The sequence below is a fragment of the Embleya sp. NPDC001921 genome (genome assembly GCF_053594475.1).
The window spans coordinates 15,361-42,197 of record NZ_JBSFEO010000043.1; the positions used below are offsets into that span (position 1 = coordinate 15,361).

Consider the following 26,837-nt stretch of genomic DNA (forward strand, 5'->3'; position numbering starts at 1 on the left):
CCGAATAACCCCTGTCGATCCCCTACCGACCCCATAGGGGAGCACTCGTGCACAGGACGCGCGAAACGACCCCCGACCGGGTCTGTCGGGGACGCCGCCCGACCCGCGCGGCGTCCCCGGTCCCACCCCCGGTCAGGGGCCGTTCAGCCCGCGATCTCCTCTTCCAACCACGGTGGCAGATCCAGCCGGCGGGCCACCCCGAGCTTGCGATAGACCCTGGTCAGGTGTTGTTCGACGGTGCTGACCGTGATGAACAGCCGGCGCGAGATCTCCCGGTTGGTCTGCCCCTGCGCGGCCAGCGCGGCGACCCGGCGCTCGGCGTCGCTCAGGCCGGCGCCGGGCTGTTCGTCGACGCCGGCGGAAGCGCCGACCATCGGGGTGGGCTCCGCCGCGCGGGCCCGGCCCGACTCGCCGACGCGCCCCGGATCGGCGACCCGCCCGTTCTCGCCGATCCGGCCCGCCTCGCCGATCCGGGCCGGTTCCCGGATCGGCGCCGGCTGCGGCACGTGCGGTATCGCGCCGTCCCGATCGGGCACCGCGGCCAGCCGTTCGGTACGCGGCAGCGGGCGCGGCGGCTCGGCCTGGCACGCCTCGGACAACTGTTGCGCCCGCCGCGCGGCGCGCCGGGCCCGTCCGAAGTCGCCCAGTTCGCGGTAGGCGTTGCCGAGTCGGGCGAACGCCAGGGACAACTCGAAGCGGTCTCCGCAGGCCTGGAGTTCGCGGATCGACTCCCACAGCAGGGCGGGTCTGCGGCGCAGTTCGACCACCTCCGCCTGCACGCCCAGGGCCAACCCCCTGGTGCGCGAGGGCTCGTCCGACAGCCGGTCGAACTGCTCCGCGAGCAACTCGCGGGCCGCGTCGTGATCGCCCAGGCGCACGTGCGCGCGGGCCGCCTCGACCCGCCACGGCACCAACCCGGGCAGGTCGATCCGCCACGCCATCATCAGCTCGCCGCACGACATGAAGTCGTGCAGGGCCGCGTCCGGGCGGCCGGTGGCCAGGTTGTACCGCCCGCACGCGTGCAGGTAGTGCAGCCCCGCCGGGGTGTGGAACATCGCGCCGGGCACCGGGAGTTCCAGGTGCCGGGCGGCCTGCTCGTGGTCACCCCGCGCGACCGCGGCGGTGATCCGCGCGGCGAGCGGGACGCCCACCGCGACGCCCCAACCCTCGGGCACGATCCGGGTCAGCGCGGTCTTCGCGCTCTCCTCGGCGCCGAGCAGGTCGCCCTGGCGGACCGCGATCTCGCCGAACACGGCGGCCAACAGCGCGTGCGCGATCGGGCTGCGCCGCGCCGCCGCCTGGTCGATCAGCGTGGCGCACCACTCCTGTGCCTCGGCGGCCCGATCGGCGTACACCAGCGCGGTCAGCGTGGAGGTGAGCGATTCCATCGTGCCGTCGTCCAGCCGCGAGCCGCGCAGGATGCGCTCGGCGCGATCGCACACCTGGTCGCCGCTCAGTCGTCCGGCCAGCACGGCGGTGAGCAGGTCCAGGCCCTCGATCCGGCCGATGGTCGCGGGCAGCGGGGACACCTCGGGCTCGGCCCCGGACGCTCCCGCGTCCACGGCGGGATACCAGTACTTGAGCCAGACCCGGGCGGCGCGGGCCTCGGCGGCGGTGACCCACTCGTCCGCCTCGCCGGGCGCGCACGAGCGCCGGCCGGCCTCCACCACCGCCTTGGCCTCGTCGAGCCGGCCGTACCAGGCCAGATAGCGCACGCACACCAGCGCGTCCCGGCCGGCGAGTCGGCCGTCGCGGACCGCGGTGGCCAGCCACGGCACGTGTCGTGCGGCGGCGGCCGGGTTGACCAGCCACTCCAGGCCGATCAGGAACGCCTTGATGGACACCCGGGTGCACTCGTCCGGAGCGATCCGCTCGGCCAGCTTGAGGTAGTCGACGGCCAGCCGCAGATCCCCCTCGGCGACCACCGCCTCCGCCGCCTCGCGCAGCGTGCGCACCGCCCACGGCGCCCGGAACTCCCCGGCGGCGGCCAGGTGTTTGGCGACCGACTCGGAGGGGGCGCCGTCGATGTGCAGCAGCGTGGCCGCCCGGCCGTGGCCGCGCTCGCGCTCCGGGCGCGTCATGGTGTCCAGCACCGCCAGGCGGGCCCGGTCGTCGCGGAATCGACTGCACGCCACCAGTCCCGCGTCGTTGAGCGTGCGGGCCGCGCGGGTGGTCGTGGCGGGTTCGAGTTCGAGCAGTTCGGCCAGACCCTCGGTGGTCTCCGATTCGCCGAGCAGGGCCAGTCCGCGCGCGACGTCCACGGTGGCCGGGTCGAGCCGGTACAGGCAGCCGACCACGGCCCGGCAGTACGCGTCCGCGACGGTGGGCCGCAGTGGGCGTCGGGAGGAGTCCGAGCGGGCGCCGGGTCCCGTGTCCTCCAGTAAGGCGCGGATCAACAGCGGGTTGCCGCCGCTGAGTTCGAGCACGTCTGCGGACAGTCGGGCGGCCGCGGCCGGGCCCAGCGAGTGGGCCAGCAGCTCGGTGACCGAGGCGCGGCCGAGCAGGCCCAGGCGGATCCGCCGGTGGTGCGGCTGGCGTTCGACCTCCGCCGAGAACGCGGCGAACGCGGCCGAGGGCGCGGCGGCGTGATCGCGCTCGCCGAGCAGCACCAGCACCGACGCGCCGCGGATCCGCCGGATCAGGTGGGCCAGGAACTGGAGCGACACCGGATCCGCGTGCTGGATGTCGTCCACCACGAGCACCAGGGGCCGGCTCCGCGCCAACGTCAGGAGTACCGCGCTCAGTTCGTGCACGGCGCGCACCGTGGTCGCGGCCGGCGCGTCGGTGCCGCCGAACGCGGCGGTGTACGCGCCGTCGTCCAGGAGTCGGTCGATCCGGCTGGTGTCCACGTCGGCCGGCGGCGCCGCCAGGACCAGTTGGCGCACCACGCCGAGCGGGAAGTCCTGTTCCATCGGGGTGCCGACGGCGCGCAGGAAGAGCGCGTCGTCGGACGCGGGCCGGTCACCGAACGCGTGCAGGAGCGCGGTCTTGCCGACCGCCACGGGTCCGCAGACGGTGATCACGCCACCGACGCCGGTCGCGCAGCGGGCCCGGGCGGTATCCAGTCGGCTGAGTTCCTCGGTTCGACCCACGAAAAACACGTGCCACTCCCCCGGCGGAAATCTCTGCGTTTCCGCATGTTGAATTCGCTATTGACGCTGAATTAATATTTCCGCACGCCCGTACCACGCCCGGGCCGAAACGAGGCAGGATATCCACGCCTCGAACAGGAGCGGCACGCGCGATTTCGGGGTCCGGGGTGCCGGAGCCGTCGGGCACGTCGATGGGCCCGAGGGGACCGCGGAAACGGAGAGGGATCGACCCGGTCCTGGTCGGATGTACGGGTACTCGGATGTACGGGTACGACGTCCGCCCGTCACCTGGCGGGCGGCGCGGGCATCAACCCGACGAACGATCCCTGCGACGAAGGACTCGACGACACAGTCCGCTGGACATGCGCGCGAGGTCGACGTCGAGGCGGGACACCAGGGCGAGTCGCGAAGCGCTCGCACCACTGGTCCCCTGCACGGCCATCTCCGAAGAAGTAGTAAAGCTCCGAGTCGGTGATCCGGACTTTCGCTTCATAGCTGAACGGCAGTCTAGAAATCCGCCCGCGTCGCGTCAACACGAAGGCATCGCGAAAGAAAGCCGACACACGGACACGCCGTTCGCCCCCTTATGACACGGGCGAGGCGCACAAACGGCGCACCGATGGACAAGTGGCGCCGGACTCCCGATCGCACCCGTTTCCGTCCCCGCACCCGCAAGGGTCGGTAGGGGTCCGTTAGGGGTGCTGGGGGTCGCGGCGGCGCCACTAGCGTCCTGGTGTGCCGGCGGCGGTCGCTCCGCCCTGCGCCTCTTCGCACGATCCCCCGACTCTCGACAGGACTCGACCATGCGCGTATTCCGACCACGTCTACCCGGAATCGTCGGTGCGGCACTCACCGCCGCGTTGGTCCTGTCCGCCTGTACCGCGAGCGACAGGAGCGGCAAGGCGGCGGCGGAGCAGGCCGCGGGTCCGCCGGTCAAGGGCGGATCCGCGACGGTGGCGATCAACACCGAGCCGACCTGCTTCGACATCCACGTCAGCCCCCAGGACATCACCGCCTCGATCCAGCGCAACGTGTTCGACTCGCTGGTCTCCGAGGACGAACAGGGCAACTTCCATCCCTGGCTCGCCACTTCCTGGGAGGTCGCGCCGGACCTGACCAGCTACACGTTCAAACTGCGCACCGACGTGAAGTTCACCGACGGCACCGCCTTCGACGCGAACGCGGTCAAGGTCAACTTCGACCGCATCGCGGCCAAGACCACCAAGTCGCAGTACGCGGCGAGCCTGCTGGGCCCCTACACCGGCGCCGAGGTGCTCGACCCGGCGACCGTCAAGGTCACCTTCGGCAAGCCGTTCGCGCCCTTCCTCCAGGCCGCGAGCACCGCCTACCTCGGCTTCTACTCGCCGCAGGCGTTGGCCGCGGCCGGCGACAAACTGTGCGCGGGCGGCGCCCAGTTGGTGGGTACCGGCCCGTTCAAGTTCGCGGCGCACACCAAGGCCCAGAGCCTGACGCTGGAGAACAACCCGGCATACAACTGGGCGCCGGCCGGGTCCAAGCACCAGGGCCCCGCCTACCTGGACAAGCTCACCTTCCGCTTCCTGCCCGAGGACTCGGTGCGGGTGGGCGCGTTCGCCGGCGGTCAGGTGGACATCGCCGGGTCGATCCCGCCGATCAACGTCAAGAGCCTGGAGGCGCGCGCGGACGTGCGCGTGCTGCGGCACGATTTCGCGGGCGCGGTGTACAGCCTGTTCCTGAACACCACGCGGGCGCCGTTCGACGACGAACGGGTGCGCAAGGCGGTGCAGCGCGGGATCAACATCGGGCCGAACATCCAGTCGATCTACTTCGACCAGTACCGGCGCGCGTGGGGTCCGCTGGGACCGGCCACGCCGGCCTACGACAAGTCGCTGGAGAACACCTGGCCCCACGACCCGGCGCTCGCCGGGCGGTTGCTGGACGAGGCCGGTTGGAGCGCGCGCGACGGGGACGGCTATCGGACCCGGGACGGCAAGCGGTTGACCGTGCAGTGGCCGACTGCGCCCGCCGCCGTGCGGGAGCAGCGCGACATCCTGGCCCAGGCCGTGCAGTCGGACCTGAAGAAGATCGGCGTGGAGGTCCAGCGCCCGGCCCTGGACCTGGGCGCGTTCACCACGAACGCGTACGCGGGCAAGTACGACCTGCTCGACATGAGTTGGGCCCGGTTCGAACCGGACGTGCTGCGGCTGTACTTCAACTCGGCGAACCTGCCCAGCGCCGGCGGACAGAACGCGGCCTGGCTGAGCAACCCGCAGATCGACGAATGGACCAACGCCGCGGCGGCCACCCTGGATCGGCCAACCCGCGAACAGCTCTACGCCAAGACCCAGAGCTGGGTGATCGAACACGCCGCGGTGGTCCCGCTCTACTCGGCCACCACCTTGTTCGCGACCGGCAAGCAGATCAACGGGCTGCGGTTGGACCCGAACGCGTGGCCGCTGTTCCACGACGTGTGGACCTCGCGGCGATGACCTCCGCAGCGGCCTCGACCGCCCCCACCGCCCGCCTGCCGCGCGTGTTGCGCGCGGTCGGCGGGCGCCTGGTGGCGATCGCCACGGTCCTGCTCGGCGCCGCGACCCTGGCGTTCGCCGGGCTCAAGTTGCTGCCGGGTGATCCGGTGGCCACGCTGCTGGGCCCGCAGACCACCGCGTCCCCGGCCGTGCGCGCGCAGATCCGCGCCGACTACGGCTTCGACGATCCGCTGGTCAGCCAATACCTGCACTATCTGTGGGAGTTGCTGCACGGCCGACTGGGCGAGTCCTACCAGCTCCAGCAGCCGGTGTCCGCGCTGATCGGCGAGCAGTTCGGCTCCACCTTCGAACTGGCGCTGTCCGCACTGGTGTTGGCCGTGGTGATCGCCGTGGTGTCGGCGCTGGCCACCGCCGGGCGCCGGTCCGCGCTGCGGTCGGGCCTGGGCGCGTGGGAGTTGGTCGCGGTGTCCACACCCTCGTTCTGGCTGGGCATCGTGCTGCTGACGGTGTTCTCGTTCCGGTTGCAGTGGTTCCCGGTGGCCGGCACCGAGGGCGTGCGGACGCTGGTGCTGCCCGCCGTGACGCTCGCCCTGCCGATCGCGGGGGTGCTCGCGCAGGTGCTCCGGGAGAGCCTGGACAAGGCCCTGGGCGAGCCGTTCGTGGTCACCGCCCGGGCGCGCGGGCTGAGCGCGACCGCGGTCCGGGTCCGGCACGCCTTCCGGCACGCGGCGATCCCGCTGCTGACCCTGTCCGGCTGGCTGACCGGAACCCTGCTCGGCGGCACGGTGCTGGTCGAGAAGGTGTTCGCCCGGCCCGGGATCGGCGCGCTGACCCTGCAATCGGTGAACACCAAGGACATGCCGGTGGTGATGGGCGTCGTGCTGCTCGCCGCCCTGGTGTTCGTGCTGATCTCGCAACTCACCGACGTGCTCTACGCCGTCATCGACCCCCGGCTGCGGAAGGGCTGAGCGGATGAGCCAGACACTGGCGGCCGGCAAACGGCGGGTGCGGATCCGGCGCGAGGGCACGCCGCGGCCGAGCGTGGTGGTGGCGCTCACCGTTCTGCTGCTGTTCGCGCTGATCGGCCTCGCGCCCGGGCTGTTCACGAGCACCTCGCCGATCGAAACCGATCCGCTCGCCGCCCTCCAGGGACCGAGCGCGGAGCACTGGTTCGGCACCGACCAACTCGGCCGCGACGTGTTCGCCCGGGTCCTGCACGGCGCCCGCCCCTCGCTCCTGCTGGGGCTGGGGGCCACCGTGTTCGCACTGGTCGGAGGGACCCTCTGGGGGCTGCTCTCGGCGCTGGGCGGGCGGGCCGCCGATCAGGCGGGCATGCGTCTGGCCGACATCATGTTGTCGCTGCCCGAACTGCTGCTCGCGCTGTTCGTGGTCACCCTGCTCGGCCGGGGCACCGTGGACGTGATGGTCGCGGTGGCGATCGCGGCGATGCCCGGTTACGCGCGTCTGGTGCGCGCCGAGGCCCTGGTGGTGCGTCGCTCGGGCTACGTCGAGGCGGCGGCGGGCCTGGGTCTGCGCCGACCGGTACTGATCGTGCGGCACGTATTGCCCAACGCGATCGGGCCGCTGCTGGTGCTGGGCACGGTCGGCTTCGGCACGTCGTTGATCTACGCGTCCGGGCTCGGCTTCCTGGGCCTGGGCGCCCAGCCGCCCTCGCCCGAGTGGGGCGCGATGCTCTCCGAGGGGCGCGGCTTCCTGGAGACCGCGTGGTGGATCGGGGTGTTCCCCGGCGCGGCGGTCACCTGCGCGGTGATCGCGGTGAACGTGGCCGGCCGGCACGCCCGTACCCGATTCGCCGGAGGGATCCCCCGATGACCACCACCCCCGCGATTCAACCGCTGCTCGTCGTGGACGGACTCGACGTCGCCTTCCCCGGCCGCGAACCCGTGGTGCGCGACGTGTCGTTCACCCTGGCACGAGGCGAATGCCTCGCCGTGGTCGGCGAATCCGGCTCCGGCAAGAGCGTCACCGCGCGCACCCTGGTCGGGCTCACCGGCGGCGGGGCCCGAGTGAGCGCCCGTCGCCTGGACTTCGCCGGCACCGACCTGAGCCGGCTGTCCGAGTCGCGCTGGCGAACGATTCGGGGCCGCCGGATCGGCCTGGTCCTCCAGGACGCGCTGGTCTCGCTCGACCCGCTGCGCACGGTCGGCGCGGAGGTCGCCGAGACGCTGCGCACCCACGCCGTGGTGCCCCGCGATCGGGTCGGCGCCCGCACGCTCGAACTCCTGGGCGAGGTCGGCATCCCGGACCCCGCCCGCCGGGCCCGACAGTATCCGCACCAGCTCTCCGGCGGGCTGCGCCAGCGCGGCCTGATCGCCTCCGCGCTGGCCGGTGGCCCCGAACTGCTCCTGGCGGACGAGCCGACCACCGCGCTCGACGTCACCGTGCAGGCCCAGGTGCTCGGCCTGCTGGGCCGGCTCAAGGAACAGGGCACGGCCGTGCTGCTGATCAGCCACGACCTGGCCGCGGTGGCCCGGATGGCCGACCGCATCGCGGTGATGTACGCGGGCGAGATCGTCGAACAGGGGCCGGCCGCACGGGTCCTGTCCGAGCCGGAGCACTCCTACACCCGGGCGCTGCTCGCGGCGGTGCCGTCGGTGCACGCGAAGGGGACCCGGCTGTCCGCGCCGGTGGGCCCGACCCGGGTGGCGGTACCGGCCGCGCCGCCGGTGGGCGAGGTGTTGTTGGAGGTGGCCGGGATCGGCAAGCGTTTCCGCGGGCCGGACGGGACCACGCACGACGCGGTCCGGGACGTGTCGTTCGAGCTGCGGGCGGGCGAGACGCTGGGCGTGGTGGGCGAGTCCGGGTCCGGCAAGACCACGGCCGCGCGGATCGTGCTGGGCTGGGAACGGCCCGACACGGGATCCGTGCTCTTTCGCGACGCGCCGTGGAGCGAATTGCCCGAGTCCGCGCGACGCGCCTCGCGCGGACGGATCCAGGCGGTACAGCAGGACCCGCTCGGCTCGTTCGACCCCCGGTACCCGGTCGCCCGGATCCTGGGCGAGGCGGTCGCCGCCGCCGGACTTCCGGGCGGCCGGCTGCGGCCCACCCGCGCCGCACATCGTGCCCGCGTGGCCGAACTCCTGGAGCTGGTCGGCCTGTCCACCGACCTGTTGGACCGACGGCCGCGCGATATGTCCGGCGGTCAACGGCAACGCGTGGCCATCGCACGGGCGTTGGCGCCCTCACCGGAACTGATCGTGTGCGACGAGCCGGTGTCCGCGCTGGATGTGTCCATCCAGGCCCAGATCCTGGACCTACTCGCCGATCTGCGGGCCGAGTTGGGCTTGGCGCTGCTGTTCATCTCACACGACCTGGGGGTGATCCGGCACGTGAGCGATCGCATCCTGGTGATGAAGGACGGACGGGTGGTGGAGAGCGGCGACGCCGAGCGGGTGTTCGCCCGGCCGCGGGCGCCCTACACGCGCGAGTTGCTCGCGGCCGTACCGCGCCCGGTGGCGGCGGTCGAGGACGACCCGCTCGGCGCGCCCAGGGCTCCGGCGGCGCGCGACGGCCGGGTGCTCAGTGCCGGGGGCGCGTCGTGACCGGGGCGGCGCCCGCGCGCGGCTCGAACGCGCGCAGGAACGTGGTCACCCCGGCGGTGACCGCGCGGTCCAGGGCGGCGTCGTCCACCGGCCGGGTGCCCAACGCGGTGAGCGTGGGCAGGTCCCCCGAGATCAGCGCCAGGAACTGGTTCGCGGCGGTGACCGGGTCGTCGATGTCCAGATGTCCGCCGTGCGCGAGCCGGGCCAGTCGGCCCGCCAACGCGTCGATGATCCGTACGGTGCCGCCCTCGCGGATGGTGTCGTACAGGTCCGGGAAGCGCGCGGCCTCGGCGTACACCAGCCGCTGGAGCGCCCAGCCCTTCTCGCCGGCCTGACACTGCACGACGCGGTGGGCGATGGCGGTCAGCCGCGGATGCAGGTCCGCGGCGTCGGTGGGAAACGCCTCCAGCGCGGCCAGGATCCGGCCGCTGGACTCGATCGCCGCCTCCACCACGACGGTGCGGAAGAGGTTCTCCTTGCCGCCGAGGTGGTTGTAGATGGTCGGCTTGGACACGCCCGCCTCGGCCGCGATCGCGTCGATCCCGGCCAGCGTGTAGCCGTCACGGGTGAACACCGCCTCGGCGGCGGCCAGGATCGCCCGGCGCTTGTCGATCCGCCCGCGCGTGGTGGTGTGCGCGGCCGGCGACGCCGCCTCGGCCGCCTCGGTCGGCGCCGGTTCCGCGCTCGCGCGGGGCGCCCCACCGGCCCGCGCGGCCGTACCGCCGGCCGTTCGTGTCGTCGACCTCTTCGTTCCCTCGACCATGTTGCGACGTTACCAGACGTGCTGTTAATTTTTACTCGCGAGTTTAGTTAACTGATCTCATCGGTAACTTGGAGGCGTTCATGGCCACCGCACCCCCCGACCCCGAGACCAAGATCGACGGTCCCCTCCTGCGCCTGATGCTGGTGATGCTGCTCGGCGGCGTGATGGGCATCCTGGACACCACGATCGTCAACGTCGGCATCGAGACGCTCGGCGACCGCTTCGACGCACCGCTCAAAACCATCGAATGGGTCGCCACCGGCTATCTGTTGGCCCTCGCCGCGACCGTGCCGCTGGCCGGCTGGGCCGCCGCCCGCTACGGCGGCAAGACCGTATGGCTGACCGGACTGACCGTCTTCCTCGCCGGCTCGGCGCTGTCCGCGATCGCCTGGAACGCGGAGAGCCTGATCGCCTTCCGAGTGCTCCAGGGCGTCGGCGTCGGCGCACTGGAGCCGACCCTGCTGACCATGCTCGCCCTGGCCGCCGGTCCCAAGCGGGCCGGAAAGATGATCGGCATCGTCGGCGCCGTGGTCACCCTGGGCCCGATCCTGGGCCCGGTGCTCGGCGGCGTACTGCTCGAACACGCCAACTGGCGCTGGATGTTCATCATCAACCTGCCGATCGGCGTGCTCGCACTGGCGCTGGCCTACCGGCAGATCCCGGCCGATCCGCCGCGCGAGGGCGAGCCGCCGCCGTTGGACGCGCGCGGCATCGCGCTGCTGTGCCCCGGTTTCGCGGCGGTCGTCTACGGCCTCTCCCAGGCCGCGGGCGACAGCGGCTTCGGCGCGCCGCAGGTGATCGCGGCACTGGTCGCGGGCGCGGCGCTGATCGTCGGCTACGTACTGCACGCGCTGCGCGCGGAACACCCGCTGATCGACGTCCGGCTGTTCCGGATCCGCGGCTTCGCGGGCGGCATCGGCGCGGTGTTCCTGACCGGAATCCTGTTGTTCTCCCTGCTGTTCCTGATCCCGCTGTACTACCAGGTCGCGCGCGACCGGGGCGTGATGGCGGCGGGCCTGCTGCTGGTACCGCAGGGAGTCGGCGTGTGGATCGGCATGCCGATCGCGGGTCAACTCTTCGACAAGATCGGCGCCCGCGCGCTGATCCCGTTCGGCGGCGTGCTGGCCGCGCTGGGCATCCTGGGCTTCAGTACCGCCGATGCCGGCACCAACACCGCGATCCTGGTGGGCTATTCGCTGGTGACCGGCGCGGGCCTGGGCTTCGTCGGCGCGCCCGCGATGTCCTCCGTGTTCGGCTCGGTGGCCCCGGAGTCGGTGCCCAGCGCGACGGCGGCCGTCTACCTCAGCAATCAGATCGGCGGCACGCTCGGCATCGCGATCGCCGCGCTGGTCCTGCAGAACCGCACCGAGAGCCACGCCGTGGTGCCCGCGTTCCAGGGCACCTTCGGGTATTTGATCGCGATCGCACTGGTGGTCGGGGCGGTCGGACTGGTGCTGCGGCGCGGGGCGGCCGGGGCTTCTGGCGGGGACGCGGCTTCGGATGGGGCTTCGGGCGCGGCTTCGAACGGGGATGCGAAGGCGGTTACCGAGACGGAGGTGGGTTCGAAGGACGGCGTGGCGGCGGCCGGAGCGGCGCGGTTGGAGGTCTGACGTCCGGTTGCGGGCCCGGTCCGTGCCCCGTCTCGGCGGCGCGCGGACCGGGGCCGCCCGGTCACGGAGGCTCCACGTCTCCCCCTGCCTTCGAAAATTCCTCGCGCACGGAGCGTGAGGATGCGCCGGTCGCGGTGTCCCAAGGAGGCAGGATCCGGCGGGAAGCCGGGCTACCTCGGGGGGAAGCACATGGGGGACACCGATCGCGACGCCGAACGACCGGACGGTTTGGTTCCGGTTGATCTGCGCAAGGATCTCTCGCCCGCGCGACACACACCCGCGGCCGCGTCCGCGGCTGCGCCGGAGACCGCGACCGCGACCGCGATGAAACCGACCGGATCCCCCGCGGAGCCGACCGGCCTGATCTACGCCCTCATCCGCTGGCCGATCCGGATCGTCGCGGTGCTCGTGCTGTTGCCCACCCGGCTGGTGTGGGAACTGCTCAAGGTGGTCGGCCGAGGTGCCCGGGACCGGATCCTGTACCCGGCCGGCCGGCTCCTGGCGGCGCTCGGGCGCGCCGTCGGGGCAGGAGTTCGGAACTGGATCCTGGTCCCGATGGTGCGGTCGATCGTGGCCGTCTGGCGCGGGCTCGACACATGGGTGTGGGGCCTGATCCTGGTCCCGCTCGCGAAGGCCGTGCGGGCGGGTGTGTTCGCGGCGGGGCGGGGGCTGCGGTGGCTGGCCGTCGACCTGCTGTGGCGCGGGCTGCGGCTGTTCGGGCGGTACGGGATCGTGTTGCCGCTGCGCTGGATCCGGACCGCGCTGCTGCGCCCGCTGGGCCTCGGGCTGGTCGCACTGGTCCGATTGACGATCCGCGCCGCCCGCCTCCTGGGCACCGCGATCGGGCGCGCGGGGTACTTCCTCCTCGTGCTGCCCGCCCGGTGGGGTTGGCGGGCCGGCCGGGTGGCCGCCCGCGGCTTCGGGCGGTGGTCGTACTACGTCCTGATCGTGCCGCTGAAGTGGCTCTCGCGCGGCGTACTGGCCGGCGCGCGCGTCGGCCGACGTGCCGTGGTCGCTCTCGGACGGGGTGTCGGCTTCGTACTCCGGCACGTCGTACTGACGCCGGCCGAGTGGGCGTGGCGCGGGCTGCTCGCCGGGGCCGACCTGCTCGGACGCGGCCTGGCCCTGAGTGCCCGGTTCATCGGACGCGTGTCGTACCTCGGCCTCGTCGTCCCGATCCGCTGGGCCGGCCGAGGCACGCTGCACGCCCTGCGGTTCGTCGGACGCGGGATCGCGGCCGTCGGACGCGGCATCGGGATCGTCTTCGAGGTGGTCGTCGCACGATCGGTGGTGTGGGCCTGGCACCGGGTCGTCTGCCTCGTCCGCGCACTCGGCCGGGTGCTGTACGTCCTGATCGTGCCGCCGGCGCGCTGGGCCGGCCGCGGGTCCGTGGTGCTCACCCGGATGATCGGCCGGGCGCTGCGTGTCCTGATCGTGCTGCCCGTGCGCTGGGCCGGCCGGGAGACGGTGCTGCTTGCCCGGACGACCGGCCGAGGATTGCGCTTCGCGGCGGTGCGACCGGCGTCGTGGATCGGGCGGCGGACGGTGCTCCTGGTCGGCGCGAGTGCTCGGGCGGTGCGCGTACTGATCGGGCGACCGCTGGTGTGGGCGAGGTCGGCGGTGGTGGCCCCCGCCACTCGCGCGATCGCCGACGCTTGGCGCGCGACGCTCGGCCCGATCGGCGCGATCTCGCGCACCGTCTGGGCCCAATCCCGCCAGGCCGGCCGCGACGTGCGCCGCGCGCTGTCGTTCGCGGGGAAGTCGTCCGGGAAGTCGTCCGCCGAATCGCCGGGCAAGTCGCCGGGGAAGTCGTCCGGCGAGTAGGTGAGGAGAGCAGACCCGCAGCAAACCGTGCCATTCCTCCCGAACCCACCCCCTCTCCGTCCCAACCATGGGATGTCCATTGCCTGTCACGGCTTCTGGAACGGGTCCGAATCTCGTTGAATGTCGTCGTGGATACGAATGTGGCGACTATTCGGCGTGTGACGACGGTGGCGGACGTGATCGCGGCCGGGGACCTCTTCGACGACCCGGTACGCCCGGACTGGGCGGCCCGCTTCCTGGGCGAGGCGGGGCATCACATCCTGCTCGCCTACGTGGGCGCCACCCCGGTCGGGATGGTCACCGGCGTCGAGACGACGCACCCGGACAAGGGCACCGAGATGTTCCTGTACGAACTGGCCGTCGCCGACGACCACCAGCGCCACGGCATCGGCCGCGCGCTCACCGAGGCCCTGGCCGAGTTGGCCCGCAAACGCGGCTGCTACGGCATGTGGGTGCTCACCGACCGCGCCAACGAGGCCGCCGTCGCGACCTACCGCTCCGCCGCCACCACCGAGTCCGACCACGTCATGTTCGCCTGGACGTTCGACGACTGAACCCGTGCGGATCACCCGTGTCGGGCCGACGGAATCGGGCACAGGTATCCGCGAGCCCGGTCGGCGAACTCCGGTCCCGGACGTGTCGACCATCCGCCCCCGAGGATCCCTCGACCACCCGGGTCGAGGCCCTCGCGACGCCCCGAGGAAGCAGGTGCGTGCCATGGCCGAGGTCGTGCGTGAGGTCGAGCGCAAGTATGTCGCGCCGGACGGGGTGGGCGTGCCGGACTTCGCCGGGATGCCGGACGGGGTGCGGGTCGAGGTCGGCGAGACCGTAGAACTGGACGCGATGTACTTCGACACGCCCGGCCTGGCGCTGGCCGCGCGCGGGATCACGCTGCGGCGGCGGACCGGCGGCGCGGACGCCGGGTGGCATCTGAAGCTGCCCGCCGGGGTGGACGCGCGGGACGAGGTACGGGTGCCGCTCGGCGCGTCCGAGCGGGTGCTGCCGGCCGAACTCGCGGTGCGGATCCGGGCGTACACGCGTGGGACCGAGCCGGTGCCGGTGGTGCGGTTGCGGACCGTGCGCGAGGTGCGCGTCGCCCGCGCGGGCGGGCCCACGCTGGCCGAGATCGCCCGCGACGCGGTGACCGCCGACGTGTTCGTCGGGCCGAGCCCCGGCAGCACGTCCTGGTCCGAGGTCGAGGTCGAACTGGTGGACGGCGAGCCCGCGTTGGCGGACGCGCTGGAGCGGCGACTGACCAAGGGCGGCTGGCGGCGCGCGGCGGCCCCCTCCAAGCTCGGGCACGCGCTGGCCGAGGCGGGGATGCGGCCGGAGCGCCGGGTCGCGAAGCCGCGCGCGGACAGCGCCGGCGCGGTGGCGCTGGACTACGTTCGGGAACAGGTCGACACGCTGCTCGCGTACGACCCCCGGGTGCGCCTCGACGAGCCGGATTCGGTGCACAAGATGCGCGTCGCCACGCGGCGGCTGCGCAGCGCGTTCCGGGTCTTCGCGCGGGTGCTGGACGAGCGGGTGACCGGGATTCTGGGCGCGGAACTCAAGTGGCTCGCTGCGGAGCTGGGCCGGGTCCGGGATCAGGAGGTGCTCGCCGAGCGACTGCGCGAGCGGATCGCCGCGCTGCCCGCCGAGGCGGTGCTCGGTCCGGTCGAGGCCCGCTTGACCGCCTGGGACGCGCGCCGGCGTACCGAGGCCCGGGTCCGCGTCCTCGCCGAACTCGACGGCGCCCGCTACTTCGCCCTCCTGGACGCGCTGGACGCCCTGATCGCGAGGCCGCCGTTCACCGTCAAGGCCGGCCAACCGGCCCGCCGCCCGGTCGCGGCGGCCCTGCTCCGGAGCGACCGGCGGATCTCCCGGCGCGCCCGAGTCGCGCTGCGCTCGCCCACCGGCCGGGCCCGCGACACCGCACTGCACGAGGTGCGCAAGGCCGCCAAACGGGTCCGCTACGCCGGCGAGGCCACCCGCCCGGCGCTGGGCAAGCCCGCCAAGCGGCTCACCAAGGGGGCCAAGGGACTGCAGAGCCTGCTCGGCACGCACCAGGACAGCGTGCAGACCCGCAAGGCGCTGCGCCGGCTGGCCATCGCGGCGCACGGCGCGGGCGAGAACTCCTTCACGTGGGGCCTGCTGTACGGCCAGGAGGTCGCGCTGGCCCGGCGGGTCGAGGCCGAGTTCCCCGCCCACTGGGCCGACTTCGCCCGCCCTCGGCTGCGCCGAGGCCTGTAACCCCGCTCCCCGCCCTCCCGTTCCCCCGCCCTCCCGCCTTGCCGCTTCCCCGCCCTCCCGTCCCCCGCCCTCCCGCTTCCCCGCCCGCACGTTCCTGCCACGTGATCGAGTGCTGCGGAAGTCACGAGTCCGCCGTTCCGCTTTTGGGTTGCCGGGCCAACCGCTACGGTCGGACCTGCGCAAGTGGGGGCGGGCGCGTGACTGCGCGCACCGAGGGTGCGGGATCCAGGGGTGGGCATGGACGACTGGCGTTTCGACGTACCTACGAGCGGTAGCAAGCATCTGCCTCCGGATCCCGGGTACATCAAGGGGCTCGCCAGTCAGGGCTACCGCTTCGAGGAGGCGGTGGCCGACCTGGTGGACAACTCGATCGACGCCGGCGCCTCCGATGTCGTCGTGCACTTCCAGCGCAGCGGCGACCTGTTGACCTCGCTGGTCGTGGTGGACAACGGGCGCGGGATGACCGAGTCCGAGTTGGACACCGCGATGACCGTGGGCAAGCGGCGCGCGTACGGCGAACAAGCGCTCGGCATGTTCGGCATGGGCCTCAAGGCCGCGTCCTTCAGCCACGCCGACAGCGTCACCGTGATCAGCCGGGCCAAGCGGGCCGGCACGGTCGGCCGCCGCTGGCGCACCGAACACGCGCAGGAGAGCTTCCAGTGCGACATCGTCGAGCTGGAGTTCGCCAAGCGCTTCCTGGATCTCTACGACGAGTACGTGGTGTGGAACGGCACGGCGGTGCGCTGGGACGGCGTCCGCGACTTCCCCGCGCGCGGCGACGCCGGGCAGACCGACATCTATCTCACCAAGACCATGCGGTCGTTGGCCGACCACCTCGGCCTGCACCTGCATCGTTTCCTCGCCGACGGCCGGATCCGAATCACCGTCGCGGTGTCCGGCCTCGACGACGCGACGCCGCCGATGACCTGGCTCGTGCAAGCGGTGGACCCGTTCGGCTACCCGTTCTCCGGACTGCCGGGCTATCCACGGGTGTTCACCACCACGCTGGACGGGGTGGGACCGCTGGAGCTGACCGCGCACGTGTGGACGCCGCGCTCGAACGCCGAACAGTTCCGCCTCCCCGGCGGCATCCTGGCCCGCCAGGGGCTGTACGCGTACCGCAACGACCGGCTGGTCCAGGCCGGCGGCTGGCACGGCCTGCGTCAGGGCGAGCAACATCTGTCCCTGGCCCGGATCGCGTTCGACCTGCCGGCCGACTCGGAACACGCGTTCGGGCTCACCGTCAAGAAGGCCGAACTCCAGCCGATCCCGGGCTTCGTGGACGCGGTCGAACGCGCGACCGACTCGGACGGACGCGGCTTCCTGGACTACCTGAAGGACGCCGAGGGAGCGTACCGGCAGGCCCGCACCACCACCCGAGAGCGCAAGGCGGTGCTGCCGCCCGGCAAGGGCTTCGCGCCGGAGCTGCGCACCGCGATCGAGGAGGAACTCCCGTTCGTGCCCGGCGAGGAGCCGATCGAGGTGCGCTGGGTGCCGCTCGGCGGGGACGTGTTCTTCTCGATCGACCGGGAGGAGCGTCGACTGTTGCTGAACAAGCAGTTCCGCGCCGCGCTGCTGGGCGGTCGACGCAGTGGCCTCAACGACGTGCCCGTGCTCAAGACGCTGCTGTACCTGCTGATGAACGAGGCGTTCACGGGCGAGCGGATGGGACCCCGGGTCAAGGACAACCTGGACCTGTGGCAGTCGCTGCTGTTGACCGCGGTCAAGAGCGAGACCGCGAAGTACGAGGCCGAGGGCACCGCGTGAGCACGGGCCACCGCAGCAGGCACCTGAGTTGCGAGGCGCTGCGCGACCATCTCGACAGCCGCATGCCGATGGTGATCCCGATCGACGGCGACCCACCGCTGTTCTGGCGCCTGGAGGCGGGCGGCCTGCGACCGGCGCTGCGCATCCCGGTCGCGCACGGCAGCAAGCCACCTCGGCTGGGCATGCAGGGCATCCGCGCGGTATGCGTCCTGGACGGGGGCGAGCAGTTCCTCCAGGTGTTCATCGAACGGGTCGACCTGCTCCGCGAGTTCCACATCGTGTGTTGCGAGATCGCGAACCGCATCCAGGAGGAGGGCACGGCGCCGGTCGTGGCGGTGCAGACCACGGTGCTGGCCTGGCGGCGGCTTCTGGCTCCGGGGCGGCGGATGCCGCTGGAGGCGGAGATCGGCCTGTTCGGCGAACTCCTCACGCTGGTCGGGCTGTCGGCGGCCCGGGGGTGGCACGCGGCCATCGACGCGTGGCAGAACCCGACGTGCACGGACCACGACTTCACCGTCGGCCCCTACGACATCGAGGTCAAGACCGTCGCCGGACCGACCCGCGTGCACACGATCCACGGCCTGAACCAACTCACGCCGCACTCGGACCGACCGCTGTGGTTCGTCTCGCACGTGCTCGACGAGAGCGACGCCGGACGTACGGTGCTCGGCCTGATCGAGGGCATCCGCTCGACGTTGCGGGTGCGAGCCCCCGGTGCCCTCGTCGACTTCGACACCCGGCTGAACCGGGCCACCGGAAACGAGCACGCGATCCCGCGCGAGCATCGCTGGGCACCCGGCGGCTCGCCACTGGCGTTCCCCGTCGACGCGGGCTTCCCTCGGCTGACCGGGAGCATCTTCGCGCCGCTGCCCGAGGCCCTGTCGGCGCGCATCGTGAACGTGGACTACCGCATCGACGTCGCCGACCTGGTTCCCTCGATCGCGCCGTCCCCCGACGGGCTGGACCACATCGTCGACCCGGCGCGCACGCTCCCGCCGGACGTCGCGTCGGATCTCGCCGCGTCGAACTCCCCGAAGGACGAACACTGGTGACCGAAGACCTCGCGCTCCTGGCGCTGCACCGGGCGGCCTTCGGCGGGATGGTCGCCGGGCCCAAGAACCTGTTCAAGGCGCTCACCTACCAGGCCGAAGGCGATGGTGGTCCGCTCCCCGACCTCGGCGAGTCGGCGCTGCGCCGGCGCCTGCACCACGCGCACCCGGACGACCCGCTGCTGATCCTGTGGCGGGATCGGCTCAGCCGTTGGGACTTCGCCGACGGAGCCATCCCGCCGAACACCGAGGAACGCCGCGCCGCGACGTACGAGGCACTGGGCCTGGCCACCGCGACCCGTGAGCTCCTGGACCGGCGGGCGCCGTTCGCACGCGGGTCCGGCGCGGTGGTGATCTCCGAGGACGGCTGGGATCCCTGGTACACCGAGGAAGTGGCCCGACACCACAGCCACTACTGGAACGCCTACCGGGCGGCGCTCCTGGACAAGAGGTGGGCCCCGGAGGCCGTGACCGCACTCGATCGCAACACCACCCGCGTGGTCGAACGGTTGGCCGACCCCACCTGCGAACAGCCCTATCAGTCCAAGGGCTTGGTGGTCGGTTACGTACAGAGCGGCAAGACCGCGAACTTCACCGGCGTCATCGCGAAGGCGATCGACGCGGGCTATCGCCTGGTGATCGTGCTCACCGGCACCATCGAGGCGCTGCGCGCGCAGACCCAGCGCCGACTGGACATGGAACTGGTCGGCGTCGAGAACATCTACTACGGCCAGGACCCGGATTCGGACACCCTCACGTTTCGCGACTACGACTACCTGGACGACCGGGATCGGCTGGACGGCAAATTCCTGCGCCACGGCGCGCTGCCGTCCCGGCTGGGCGGCTTCGACATCGTCCGGCTGACCCGGCATCAGGACGACTATCAGGCACTGCGCCAAGGGCTCAGCGCGTTGGAGTTCGAAAAGGCCGACCGGTTCACCCCGCTGTACGCGCCGGAGAACCTGCACCGCAGCTCGGCCCGGCTGATGGTGGTCAAGAAGAACGCGTCGGTGCTCAAGAAGCTGGTCAAGGACCTCGGTCGGATCAAGACCGAACGCGGCGAGATCCCGACCCTGATCATCGACGACGAGTCCGATCAGGCCTCGGTGAACACCTCCGATCCCAGGAAGTGGTCACAGGACCAGGTCCAGCGCACCGCGATCAACGGGATCATCTCGGAACTGCTGGGGATGTTGCCGCGCGCCCAGTACATCGGCTACACCGCGACCCCGTTCGCGAACGTGTTCATCGACCCCGCCGACGCCGAGGACATCTTCCCCAAGGACTTCGTGATCTCGCTGGACCGTCCGGACGGCTATATGGGCGTCGCCGACTTCCACGACATCGACTCCACGATCCCGGCGGAGCAGCGCACGGTGGCCAACTCGGCCGGTCTCGCCCACGTGCGCTCGGTCCGGCCACTGCACGATGACGACGACACTGACCTGGGCACGGCGATCGACATGTTCGTGCTGACCGGCGCGATCAAGCTGTTCCGGGAGGACCACGGCTTGGGCGCCGACCACTTCCGGCATCACACCATGCTCGTGCACGAGTCGGTGAAGACGCACGTACACCGGGACCAGGCCGCGGCGATCAACGCGATCTGGCGACGCGCGGGCTACCTGGGCTCCGGCGCGCAGGAACGGCTGCGGCAGCTCTACGAGCAGGACGTGCGGCCGGTCAGCGAGGCGCACGCGGCGGGTGCGGCGATCCCGGGCTCCTACGCCGACATCGCGCCGTACATCGGCATCGCCGCGATGCGGATCGAGGACTCTGTCGGCAGCCCGGTCGTGGTGATCAACGGTGACAAGGAGATCGAGCAGCGCACCGCCGACTTCGACCGGCAGAAGGTCTGGCGAATCCTGGTCGGCGGCGCCAAGCTCTCGCGCGGCTTCACCATCGAGGGCCTGACCGTGTCCTACTACCGCCGCAAGACGCTCGCCGCCGACACGCTCATGCAGATGGGGCGTTGGTTCGGGTTCCGGAAGAACTACCGCGACCTGGTTCGGCTCTACATCGGCCGGGACGAGGGCGGGAGCAACGGCGACCTGTACGAGGCGTTCGAGGCGATCTGCCGGGACGAGGAGGAGTTCCGCGACCAGCTCCGGCTGTACGCCGAACTCGTCGACGGGGCGCCGCAGGTGACCCCGGCGCAGATCCCGCCGCTGGTCACCCAGCGGTTGCCGTGGCTCAAGCCGACGGCGCGCAACAAGATGTTCAACGCCGAGCTGGTGGAGACCCGATCGCCGGGATTGTGGGTGGAGCGTTCGGCCTACCCCACCAAGCAGGCCGACCTGCGGCACAACGTCGAGCGGTTCGAGCCGGTGATCGCGGCACTGGCGCCGGAACGCACCGAACTGGCCTACCCGGTGGAGGATCGACTGCTCCGCTATCCCACCTACATCGGGCACCTGGGACACAGTCGACTGCTGTCGGTGCTACGTGGGTTGCGCTGGTCGGAACCCGGTCAGTTCCGCCCCGATCTCGCCTACCTGGAGAATCCGGAGATCGCCGCGAAGATCGAGGACTGGGTCGTGATCGCCCCACAGTTGCAGACACCCAACCTGGATCCGGTGATACTGCACGGGTTCGGCCCACTCGATGTGGTGAGCCGTCGTCGGCGCGAAGGCAAACGCTTCACCCAGGTCAGCTTCCCGCCGCACCGCTATGCCGCCCGGCGAATCGTGGGCACCGATCCCTCCATCGGTGACTCCGTCGCGGACGGCCTCGCCGCGCCCCGACGCGGTTGCCTGCTGATGTACCCGACCATGGAGCCCGATCAAAACGAACTCGTGATGGCCTTCGCCCTGGTCCCGCCCAGCACCGCGATCTCCCCCGACCGCCGCCTGGTCGCCTTCCGCGCCAGGGACTCCTCCCGAGCCGCGGCCGCGATCGTGAGCGCCCCGGTCTGACCGTCACCGTCGCACCGCGTGCGACGACGAGTGAGGCGGTGCCCCCCACTCGGGCACCGCCTCATTCGTCGCCCCTACCGTGTGCCGCTAGTGCACCCAGAGCGACCAGAGGGTGCCGCCGTTGTTGAGACAGAGGTACACCGGGCCGTGGGCCGGGGCGGCCGCGCGGCCGGCCGCGTCGCAGGAGGCCTGCGACGGGTAGTAGCCGTAGAAGATGAAGCTGCCGCCCGGGGCCGGGTCCGCCATCGCGGGCTGCGCGGCAGCCCCCACGCCCAACAACGCCGCAGCCAACGCGACACCCGCCATAGCCTTGCGCATGTGCTCGACTCCATTTCTCGTCCCGAGGGCAACTCGGTTCGCTGGAACGGTAATTCGGGCCTTGTTGTGCTGCCGGCGCACGCGGAAAACGCTAGCCGGTGCCTTCACCTCGAGCAATAGGTCTATACCAATTGAATCGATCCACACGTTTCTCACACATTCACCGGACGCTTTCGCGGCCCATCCGGGCGTCGAAGCACCGCGCCGGACACCGCGCCTACGCCCGATGCCGCCGGAATGCTTCGCTCGGCGCGACGGTTGAGCGAGGGACGATCGCAGCACCCAGCACGCCGGAGGAGATTCGCATGCCGATACCCGCTCAGGGCCACCTCGTGACGACCGTGCACAGTACGCAGACGGTGACCGTCGAGATCGACGGCGAGGTGGTCGCGCGATCCACCCGTCCGGTCGTGCTCTACGAGACCGGGCTGCCGATCCGGTACTACCTCCCGCCGGACGACGTCGAGTTGACCCGCTTCAAGCCCACCGACACGCGCACCACGTGTCCGTTCAAGGGCGAGGCCTCGTATTGGACCTACCTGGGCAACGGCGACACCGGCCCGCGCGCGGACGTGGTCTGGGCCTATCCCGAGCCGATCGACTCGGTCCCCGACATCGCCGGCCGGCTGTGCTTCTACGACACGGTGGCCACGGTCACGGTGGAGGGGGAACCGCCCGCGCCACCGGCCTGACCCGCGACGCCGAACGCGCGGGGCGGGCCGCCGGATCGGCCCACCCCGCGCTCGCACTCAGCAGCTCAGGTTGTTCCCGGGCGTGGTGCCCAGGATCGACACGAACGACTGGTAGCTGTTGATCCGGCTCTGTACTTGCGCGGGATTGCCGCCGTTGCATTCCAACGCGCCGTTGATGCTGCGGATGGTCTCACCGAAGCCCGCCCCGTTGACCATCGCGTTGTGCGGGGTCATCGTGCCGGGACCGTTCTGGGTGTTCCAGTACCAGAGGCCGGTCTTCCAGGCCACGGCCGGATCGTTCTGGACCAGGTAGGGATTGTTCAGCAGGTTGATGCCCAGGGCGTCACCCGCCGCCTTGTAGTTGAAGTTCCAGCTCAACTGGATCGGGCCGCGCCCGTAGTAGGCGGCCTGACCGGCCGGGCAGCCGTACGGCTGATTGGCGTCGCAGTAGTGCGGGTAGTTCGCGGTGTTCTGCTCGACGATGTGGACCAGGCCACCCGTCTCGTGGTTGACGTTGGCCAGGAAGGCCGCCGCCTCCTGCTTCTTGACCGTGTCGCTGCCGGTCTTGGCGAAGCCCGGGTAGGCGCTCAGCGCGGCGGTCAGGCCGGCGTACGTGTAGAACGGGTTCCGGTTCGGGAACATCTGGTTGAACTGCGCCTCGCTCACCACGAAGTCGCCGGGGTTGCCGCCGTTGCCGCCCGTGCTGCCACTGGTGGTGGTACCGCCGGTGGTGGATCCGCCGCAGGTGAACGGCTCCCAGAACCAGGTGCTGATCACCGGGTCGTAGCCGGGGTTCGCGTTCTTCGCCCGGTAGAGGTTGCCGTTCGTGTAGCGCACGATGGCGCCGACCGCGTAGTTCGTGCCCGCGGCCCAGTTCGGGTACGTACAGGTGCCGCCCCCGCCGGTCGAGCCACCGGTCGAGCCGCCGGTGGTCGGGTCGCCACCGCCGCCGCACGAGCCCTGGTCCGCCCAGACGTCCGTGGTTCCGGGCACTTCACCCTGGGTCCACCACTTGGCGCCCCAGTTGTGGCCGTTGTACGAGGCGGTCGCACCGCCCGTGTATACGGCCGACGAACTCCATCCGGTCGCGCAACCGGCCGCGGAGGCGGTCGAGGCGAACGGCAGAGCCGCCGCCAACGCCCCCACCACCGCGATGGCCAACAGGAATGCCACGATCCGTTTTCTCGCCATGGAAGCCCACTCCCTCGCGCGGGGGACACCGCGCTTGATCGACGGGAAGTACCATTACGCGTACGTCAACTGTCGTACCTGGACCGGCGCTTGCCTCGATCGAGGCCCCTGGACGAGGTGTTGCGGGGCTCACTCAATACGAATGGTCTATACCAGTCAAGGTCTGCGCGGCATTCGTCTCACGCTCTGGGCGCCATCGGTCCGCCCGCGAAGACGACGGGAGCCGGTCTCGCCCCTCGGCGAAACCGGCTCCGTCGTCACCCATCGGGCTACTTCGCCGCGTCGACCAGGTCCAGCGCGATGTCGACGATCATGTCCTCCTGGCCGCCGACCATGCCGCGCCGGCCGACCTCGACCAGGATGTCCCGGGTGTCCAGGCCGTAGCGCTCGGCCGCGTCCTCCGCGTGCCGCAGGAAGCTGCTGTACACGCCCGCGTAGCCGAGCGTGAGCGTCTCCCGGTCCACCTGGACCGGCCGGTCCTGCAACGGGCGCACGATGTCGTCCGCCGCGTCCATGAGCCGGAAGACCGCACAACCGTGCCGCCACCCCATCAGGTCGGCGACCGCGACGAACGCCTCCAGCGGGCAGTTGCCCGCACCCGCGCCCATCCCGGCCAGCGAGGCGTCCACCCGACGCACGCCGTGCTCCACCGCGACCACCGAATTGGCCACACCCAGACCGAGGTTGTGGTGCGCGTGGATGCCGATCTCGGTCTCCGGCGCCAACACCTCGCGGTACGCCCGCACCCGATCGCGCACGCCGTCCATGGTGAGCCGGCCGCCGGAATCGGTGACGTACACGCACTGCGCGCCGTACGACTCCATCAGCTGGGCCTGGCGCGCCAGTTCGTCCGCCGGTGCGAGGTGACTCATCATCAGGAAGCCCGCGACGTCCATGCCCAGTTCGCGGGCCGCCGCGATGTGCTGGGCGGAGATGTCCGCCTCGGTGCAGTGCGTGGCCACCCGGACCGAGCGAACTCCCAGGTCGTGCGCCCGGCGCAGCTCGGCCAGCGTACCGATGCCCGGCAGCAGCAGGGTGGTCAGCCTGGCCCGGGTGACCACCTCGGCCGCCGCGGCGATCCACTCGTCGTCGGAGTGCGCGCCCGGCCCGTAGTTGACGCTCGACCCGGCCAGCCCGTCGCCGTGCGCGACCTCGATCGCGTCCACACCGGCCGCGTCCAGCGCGGCGGCGATCTCGCGGACCTGGTCGGTGGTGTACCGGTGCCGGATGGCGTGCATGCCGTCCCGCAGGGTCACGTCCTGGACGTAGATCTCGTGCGTCATCGGGTGGCCGACCTCTCTGCCACGCGCAGCGCGGCGGACGTCATGATGTCCAGGTTCCCGGCGTAGGCCGGCAGGTAGTGGGCCGCGCCCTCGACTTCGAGGAAGACCGAGACCAACTTGCCGCTGCCGCCGGCTGGTTGGGCCAGTGGGTCGCTCGCCGCGATGAGCCGGAACTGCACGTCCTGCTTGAGCCGGTAGCCCGGGACGTAGGAGGCGACCTCGGCGACCATGGTCAGGATCGACGCGGTCACCGCCGCCTCGTCGGCGTCCGCGCCGATCACGCAGTACACCGTGTCGCGCATGATCATCGGTGGTTCGGCCGGGTTGAGCACGATGATCGCCTTGCCCTTGTCCGCGCCGCCGACCTGCTCCAGGGCACGCGACGTGGTCTCGGTGAACTCGTCGATGTTGGCGCGGGTGCCGGGACCGGCCGAACGCGAGGAGATGGACGCGACGATCTCCGCGTAGCGCACCGGCGTGCAGCGGGACACCGCGGCGACGATCGGCACGGTGGCCTGGCCGCCGCAGGTGACCAAGTTCAGGTTGGCCGCGTCCGGGTGCTCGTCCGAGTTGACCGCCGGGATCACGTACGGACCGAGTGCGGCCGGCGTCAGGTCGATCAGCCGCTTCCCGTACGGCGCGAGCACCTTGGCGTTGTGCCGGTGCGCGCCCGCCGAGGTCGCGTCGAACACGATCCCGATGTCCGCGAAGTCCGGCAGGGCGAGCAGGCCCTCGACGCCCTCGTGCGTGGTCGGTATGCCGAATCGGGCCGCCCGGGCCAGGCCGTCCGACGCGGGGTCGATGCCCACCATCGCGGCGAGTTCGAGCGTGCTCGACACCCGCAGAATCTTGATCATCAGGTCGGTGCCGATATTGCCCGACCCGATGATGGCGACCTTGGTCCGATCGGTCATCGCTTGAGTCCCTTCGTGGGTTCCGCCAACTGTCGCGGCGGGTACCGCCGGTCCGTGCGTGGCCGCTCGCCCGTGCCGGGTCGCTCGCCCGTGCCGGGTCGCTCGCCCGTGCCGGGTCGCTCGCCCGTGCCGGGTCGCTCGCCCAGTCCGAAGAAGCGCGCCGCGTTGCCGCCGAGGATCATCCGCCTTTGCTCCGCGGTCAGTTCCGGGCAGGCCCGGATCACCGCGCCCGGGTCCGACTCGCCCAGCGGGAACGGGAAATCGGTACCGAGCATGACCCGATCCGGCCCCATCACCTCGACCAGCAACCGCAGTGCGCGCGGGTCGAACACGGCCGAGTCGACGTGAAAGCGCCGTACGTACTCGGACGGCGGTCTGGGCGAATCGGCCCGGACCAGGTCCCGGTTGTGCCACGCGTTGTCGGCCCGGCCGAGCAGGAAGGCGAAGCTGCCGCCGCCGTGGCAGAAGCACAGCCGCAGCGACTCGGGCAGCTTCTCGAACGCGCCCTGGAGGATCATCCCGAGGATGCTCAACTGGGTCTCCGCGGGCATCCCGACCAGCCACGGCAACATGTGGCCGCGCATGCGCTCGCCGCCGAGCATGTCCCACGGATGCACGAGCACCGGGATCTCCTCGGCGGCGCAGTGCGCGAGGAACTCCACGATCCCGTCGTCGCCGAGGTACCGCTCGCCGACGTGGTTGCCGATGTGCACGCCGCGATGCCCGGCCGCCACCGCCCGGGAGGCGGTCTCGCACGCCGCGCCGATGTCCTGGAGCGGGACCTGACACAGCGGCAGCAGCCGCCCCGGGTCGAGCGAGCAGTAGTCCAGGATGCGTTCGTTGACCAGGTCGCACCATTCGACCGCGCGCGCGGTCTCTGCCGCGTAGCCGAACATCAGCGGTGTCGAGGAGATCGCCTGGACGTCCACACCGAGCGTGTCCATGTCGGCCAACCGGCGCGCGGGGTCCCACAGCGGCGCGATCACCGGGCGGTACTCGTCCTCTCCGCTCATCATCATCCCGGTGCCGTCACCGTGGACCCGCAGCCACGGCTCGCCCGCGCCCGTCAGGATGCGGCTCTCGGCCCGCGAAATCCTCGGGAAGACGTGCGAATGGACGTCGATGACAGTCACGGAACCTCCGTGGTTCACCG

General features: G+C 71.5%; 19 protein-coding genes. 12 read left to right on the forward strand and 7 right to left on the reverse strand.

Features of this window, described 5'->3' with window-relative positions:
- Positions 1 to 143: 143 nt before the first annotated feature.
- A complete protein-coding gene (locus ACWCPW_RS38050) occupies positions 144 to 3,101 on the reverse strand; it encodes a helix-turn-helix transcriptional regulator (protein WP_449766160.1) in 2,958 nt (985 codons plus the stop codon).
- A gap of 794 nt (positions 3,102 to 3,895) precedes the next feature.
- On the opposite strand from ACWCPW_RS38050, the gene ACWCPW_RS38055 reads away from it, so the two are divergent.
- Genes ACWCPW_RS38055 through ACWCPW_RS38070 form a run of 4 tightly spaced genes read left to right on the forward strand, consistent with a single transcriptional unit; the run spans position 3,896 to position 9,123 of the window.
- A complete protein-coding gene (locus ACWCPW_RS38055) occupies positions 3,896 to 5,560 on the forward strand; it encodes an ABC transporter substrate-binding protein (protein ID WP_449766161.1) in 1,665 nt (554 codons plus the stop codon).
- Complete coding sequence (locus ACWCPW_RS38060; RefSeq protein ID WP_449766162.1) at positions 5,557 to 6,528, forward strand: ABC transporter permease; 972 nt, start codon at positions 5,557 to 5,559, stop codon at positions 6,526 to 6,528. The genes ACWCPW_RS38055 and ACWCPW_RS38060 overlap by 4 nt, the downstream gene beginning before the upstream one ends.
- A gap of 4 nt (positions 6,529 to 6,532) precedes the next feature.
- Positions 6,533 to 7,393: an ABC transporter permease gene (locus ACWCPW_RS38065; protein WP_449766163.1), complete on the forward strand. Its 861-nt coding sequence runs from the start codon at positions 6,533 to 6,535 to the stop codon at positions 7,391 to 7,393.
- A complete protein-coding gene (locus ACWCPW_RS38070) occupies positions 7,390 to 9,123 on the forward strand; it encodes a dipeptide ABC transporter ATP-binding protein (RefSeq protein WP_449766164.1) in 1,734 nt (577 codons plus the stop codon). Before ACWCPW_RS38065 ends, ACWCPW_RS38070 begins: the two co-directional genes overlap by 4 nt.
- Here the strand turns inward: ACWCPW_RS38070 and ACWCPW_RS38075 are convergent.
- Positions 9,101 to 9,886, reverse strand: coding sequence for a TetR/AcrR family transcriptional regulator (locus ACWCPW_RS38075; RefSeq protein WP_449766165.1), 786 nt, complete (start codon positions 9,884 to 9,886; stop codon positions 9,101 to 9,103). The genes ACWCPW_RS38070 and ACWCPW_RS38075 overlap by 23 nt on opposite strands.
- 80 nt (positions 9,887 to 9,966) lie before the next feature.
- Between ACWCPW_RS38075 and ACWCPW_RS38080 the strand changes: the two genes are divergently transcribed.
- The 7 genes from ACWCPW_RS38080 to ACWCPW_RS38110 all read left to right on the forward strand — a co-directional run bounded on the left by ACWCPW_RS38080 (position 9,967) and on the right by ACWCPW_RS38110 (position 21,286).
- On the forward strand, positions 9,967 to 11,496 hold the full coding sequence (locus tag ACWCPW_RS38080; RefSeq protein ID WP_449766166.1) for a DHA2 family efflux MFS transporter permease subunit: 1,530 nt from the start codon (positions 9,967 to 9,969) through the stop codon (positions 11,494 to 11,496).
- 189 nt (positions 11,497 to 11,685) lie between these two features.
- Positions 11,686 to 13,320 (forward strand): hypothetical protein, encoded by a 1,635-nt coding sequence (locus ACWCPW_RS38085; RefSeq protein WP_449766167.1) that lies wholly within the window; start codon positions 11,686 to 11,688, stop codon positions 13,318 to 13,320.
- 158 nt (positions 13,321 to 13,478) lie between these two features.
- A complete protein-coding gene (locus ACWCPW_RS38090) occupies positions 13,479 to 13,874 on the forward strand; it encodes a GNAT family N-acetyltransferase (RefSeq protein ID WP_449766168.1) in 396 nt (131 codons plus the stop codon).
- A gap of 163 nt (positions 13,875 to 14,037) precedes the next feature.
- Positions 14,038 to 15,555, forward strand: a complete 1,518-nt coding sequence (locus tag ACWCPW_RS38095; RefSeq protein ID WP_449766169.1) for a CYTH and CHAD domain-containing protein — start codon at positions 14,038 to 14,040, stop codon at positions 15,553 to 15,555.
- Between the two features lie 237 nt (positions 15,556 to 15,792).
- Positions 15,793 to 17,322 carry an ATP-binding protein gene (locus ACWCPW_RS38100; protein WP_449766170.1) on the forward strand — a complete coding sequence of 510 codons (1,530 nt, stop codon included), beginning with the start codon at positions 15,793 to 15,795 and terminating at the stop codon, positions 17,320 to 17,322.
- Positions 17,319 to 18,374, forward strand: a complete 1,056-nt coding sequence (locus ACWCPW_RS38105) for a PD-(D/E)XK motif protein (protein WP_449766171.1) — start codon at positions 17,319 to 17,321, stop codon at positions 18,372 to 18,374. The genes ACWCPW_RS38100 and ACWCPW_RS38105 overlap by 4 nt, the downstream gene beginning before the upstream one ends.
- A complete protein-coding gene (locus ACWCPW_RS38110; RefSeq protein ID WP_449766172.1) occupies positions 18,371 to 21,286 on the forward strand; it encodes a Z1 domain-containing protein in 2,916 nt (971 codons plus the stop codon). The genes ACWCPW_RS38105 and ACWCPW_RS38110 overlap by 4 nt, the downstream gene beginning before the upstream one ends.
- Positions 21,287 to 21,373: 87 nt before the next feature.
- Here the strand turns inward: ACWCPW_RS38110 and ACWCPW_RS38115 are convergent, their stop codons facing one another.
- Complete coding sequence (locus ACWCPW_RS38115) at positions 21,374 to 21,604, reverse strand: hypothetical protein (RefSeq protein WP_395859435.1); 231 nt, start codon at positions 21,602 to 21,604, stop codon at positions 21,374 to 21,376.
- A gap of 305 nt (positions 21,605 to 21,909) precedes the next feature.
- Here ACWCPW_RS38115 and ACWCPW_RS38120 point away from each other — a divergent pair, with 305 nt between their 5' ends.
- Positions 21,910 to 22,296 (forward strand): DUF427 domain-containing protein, encoded by a 387-nt coding sequence (locus ACWCPW_RS38120; protein WP_449766173.1) that lies wholly within the window; start codon positions 21,910 to 21,912, stop codon positions 22,294 to 22,296.
- A 57-nt stretch (positions 22,297 to 22,353) separates the two neighbouring features.
- Here ACWCPW_RS38120 and ACWCPW_RS38125 read toward each other — a convergent pair whose 3' ends face one another.
- From ACWCPW_RS38125 to ACWCPW_RS38140, 4 genes are all read right to left on the reverse strand, one after another.
- Positions 22,354 to 23,487, reverse strand: coding sequence for a glycoside hydrolase family 19 protein (locus tag ACWCPW_RS38125; protein ID WP_449766174.1), 1,134 nt, complete (start codon positions 23,485 to 23,487; stop codon positions 22,354 to 22,356).
- Between the two features lie 269 nt (positions 23,488 to 23,756).
- On the reverse strand, positions 23,757 to 24,770 hold the full coding sequence (gene dmpG, locus ACWCPW_RS38130) for a 4-hydroxy-2-oxovalerate aldolase (RefSeq protein ID WP_449766175.1): 1,014 nt from the start codon (positions 24,768 to 24,770) through the stop codon (positions 23,757 to 23,759).
- Positions 24,767 to 25,684 (reverse strand): acetaldehyde dehydrogenase (acetylating), encoded by a 918-nt coding sequence (locus tag ACWCPW_RS38135; RefSeq protein ID WP_449766176.1) that lies wholly within the window; start codon positions 25,682 to 25,684, stop codon positions 24,767 to 24,769. Before ACWCPW_RS38135 ends, dmpG begins: the two co-directional genes overlap by 4 nt.
- Positions 25,681 to 26,817 carry an amidohydrolase family protein gene (locus ACWCPW_RS38140; RefSeq protein WP_449766177.1) on the reverse strand — a complete coding sequence of 379 codons (1,137 nt, stop codon included), beginning with the start codon at positions 26,815 to 26,817 and terminating at the stop codon, positions 25,681 to 25,683. The genes ACWCPW_RS38135 and ACWCPW_RS38140 overlap by 4 nt, the downstream gene beginning before the upstream one ends.
- Positions 26,818 to 26,837 lie beyond the last annotated feature (20 nt).

What these genes read in the sequence shown, in the direction of transcription:
- ACWCPW_RS38055 (WP_449766161.1), top strand. Translation starts at nt 3,896, where the DNA reads ATGCGCGTATTCCGACCACGTCTACCCGGAATCGTCGGTGCGGCACTC.
- ACWCPW_RS38060 (WP_449766162.1), top strand. Translation starts at nt 5,557, where the DNA reads ATGACCTCCGCAGCGGCCTCGACCGCCCCCACCGCCCGCCTGCCGCGC.
- ACWCPW_RS38080 (WP_449766166.1), top strand. Translation starts at nt 9,967, where the DNA reads ATGGCCACCGCACCCCCCGACCCCGAGACCAAGATCGACGGTCCCCTC.
- ACWCPW_RS38125 (WP_449766174.1), bottom strand. Translation starts at nt 23,487, where the DNA reads ATGGCGAGAAAACGGATCGTGGCATTCCTGTTGGCCATCGCGGTGGTG.
- ACWCPW_RS38075 (WP_449766165.1), bottom strand. Translation starts at nt 9,886, where the DNA reads ATGGTCGAGGGAACGAAGAGGTCGACGACACGAACGGCCGGCGGTACG.
- dmpG (WP_449766175.1), bottom strand. Translation starts at nt 24,770, where the DNA reads ATGACGCACGAGATCTACGTCCAGGACGTGACCCTGCGGGACGGCATG.
- ACWCPW_RS38095 (WP_449766169.1), top strand. Translation starts at nt 14,038, where the DNA reads ATGGCCGAGGTCGTGCGTGAGGTCGAGCGCAAGTATGTCGCGCCGGAC.
- ACWCPW_RS38135 (WP_449766176.1), bottom strand. Translation starts at nt 25,684, where the DNA reads ATGACCGATCGGACCAAGGTCGCCATCATCGGGTCGGGCAATATCGGC.
- ACWCPW_RS38065 (WP_449766163.1), top strand. Translation starts at nt 6,533, where the DNA reads ATGAGCCAGACACTGGCGGCCGGCAAACGGCGGGTGCGGATCCGGCGC.
- ACWCPW_RS38070 (WP_449766164.1), top strand. Translation starts at nt 7,390, where the DNA reads ATGACCACCACCCCCGCGATTCAACCGCTGCTCGTCGTGGACGGACTC.
- ACWCPW_RS38085 (WP_449766167.1), top strand. Translation starts at nt 11,686, where the DNA reads ATGGGGGACACCGATCGCGACGCCGAACGACCGGACGGTTTGGTTCCG.
- ACWCPW_RS38100 (WP_449766170.1), top strand. Translation starts at nt 15,793, where the DNA reads ATGGACGACTGGCGTTTCGACGTACCTACGAGCGGTAGCAAGCATCTG.
- ACWCPW_RS38115 (WP_395859435.1), bottom strand. Translation starts at nt 21,604, where the DNA reads ATGCGCAAGGCTATGGCGGGTGTCGCGTTGGCTGCGGCGTTGTTGGGC.
- ACWCPW_RS38120 (WP_449766173.1), top strand. Translation starts at nt 21,910, where the DNA reads ATGCCGATACCCGCTCAGGGCCACCTCGTGACGACCGTGCACAGTACG.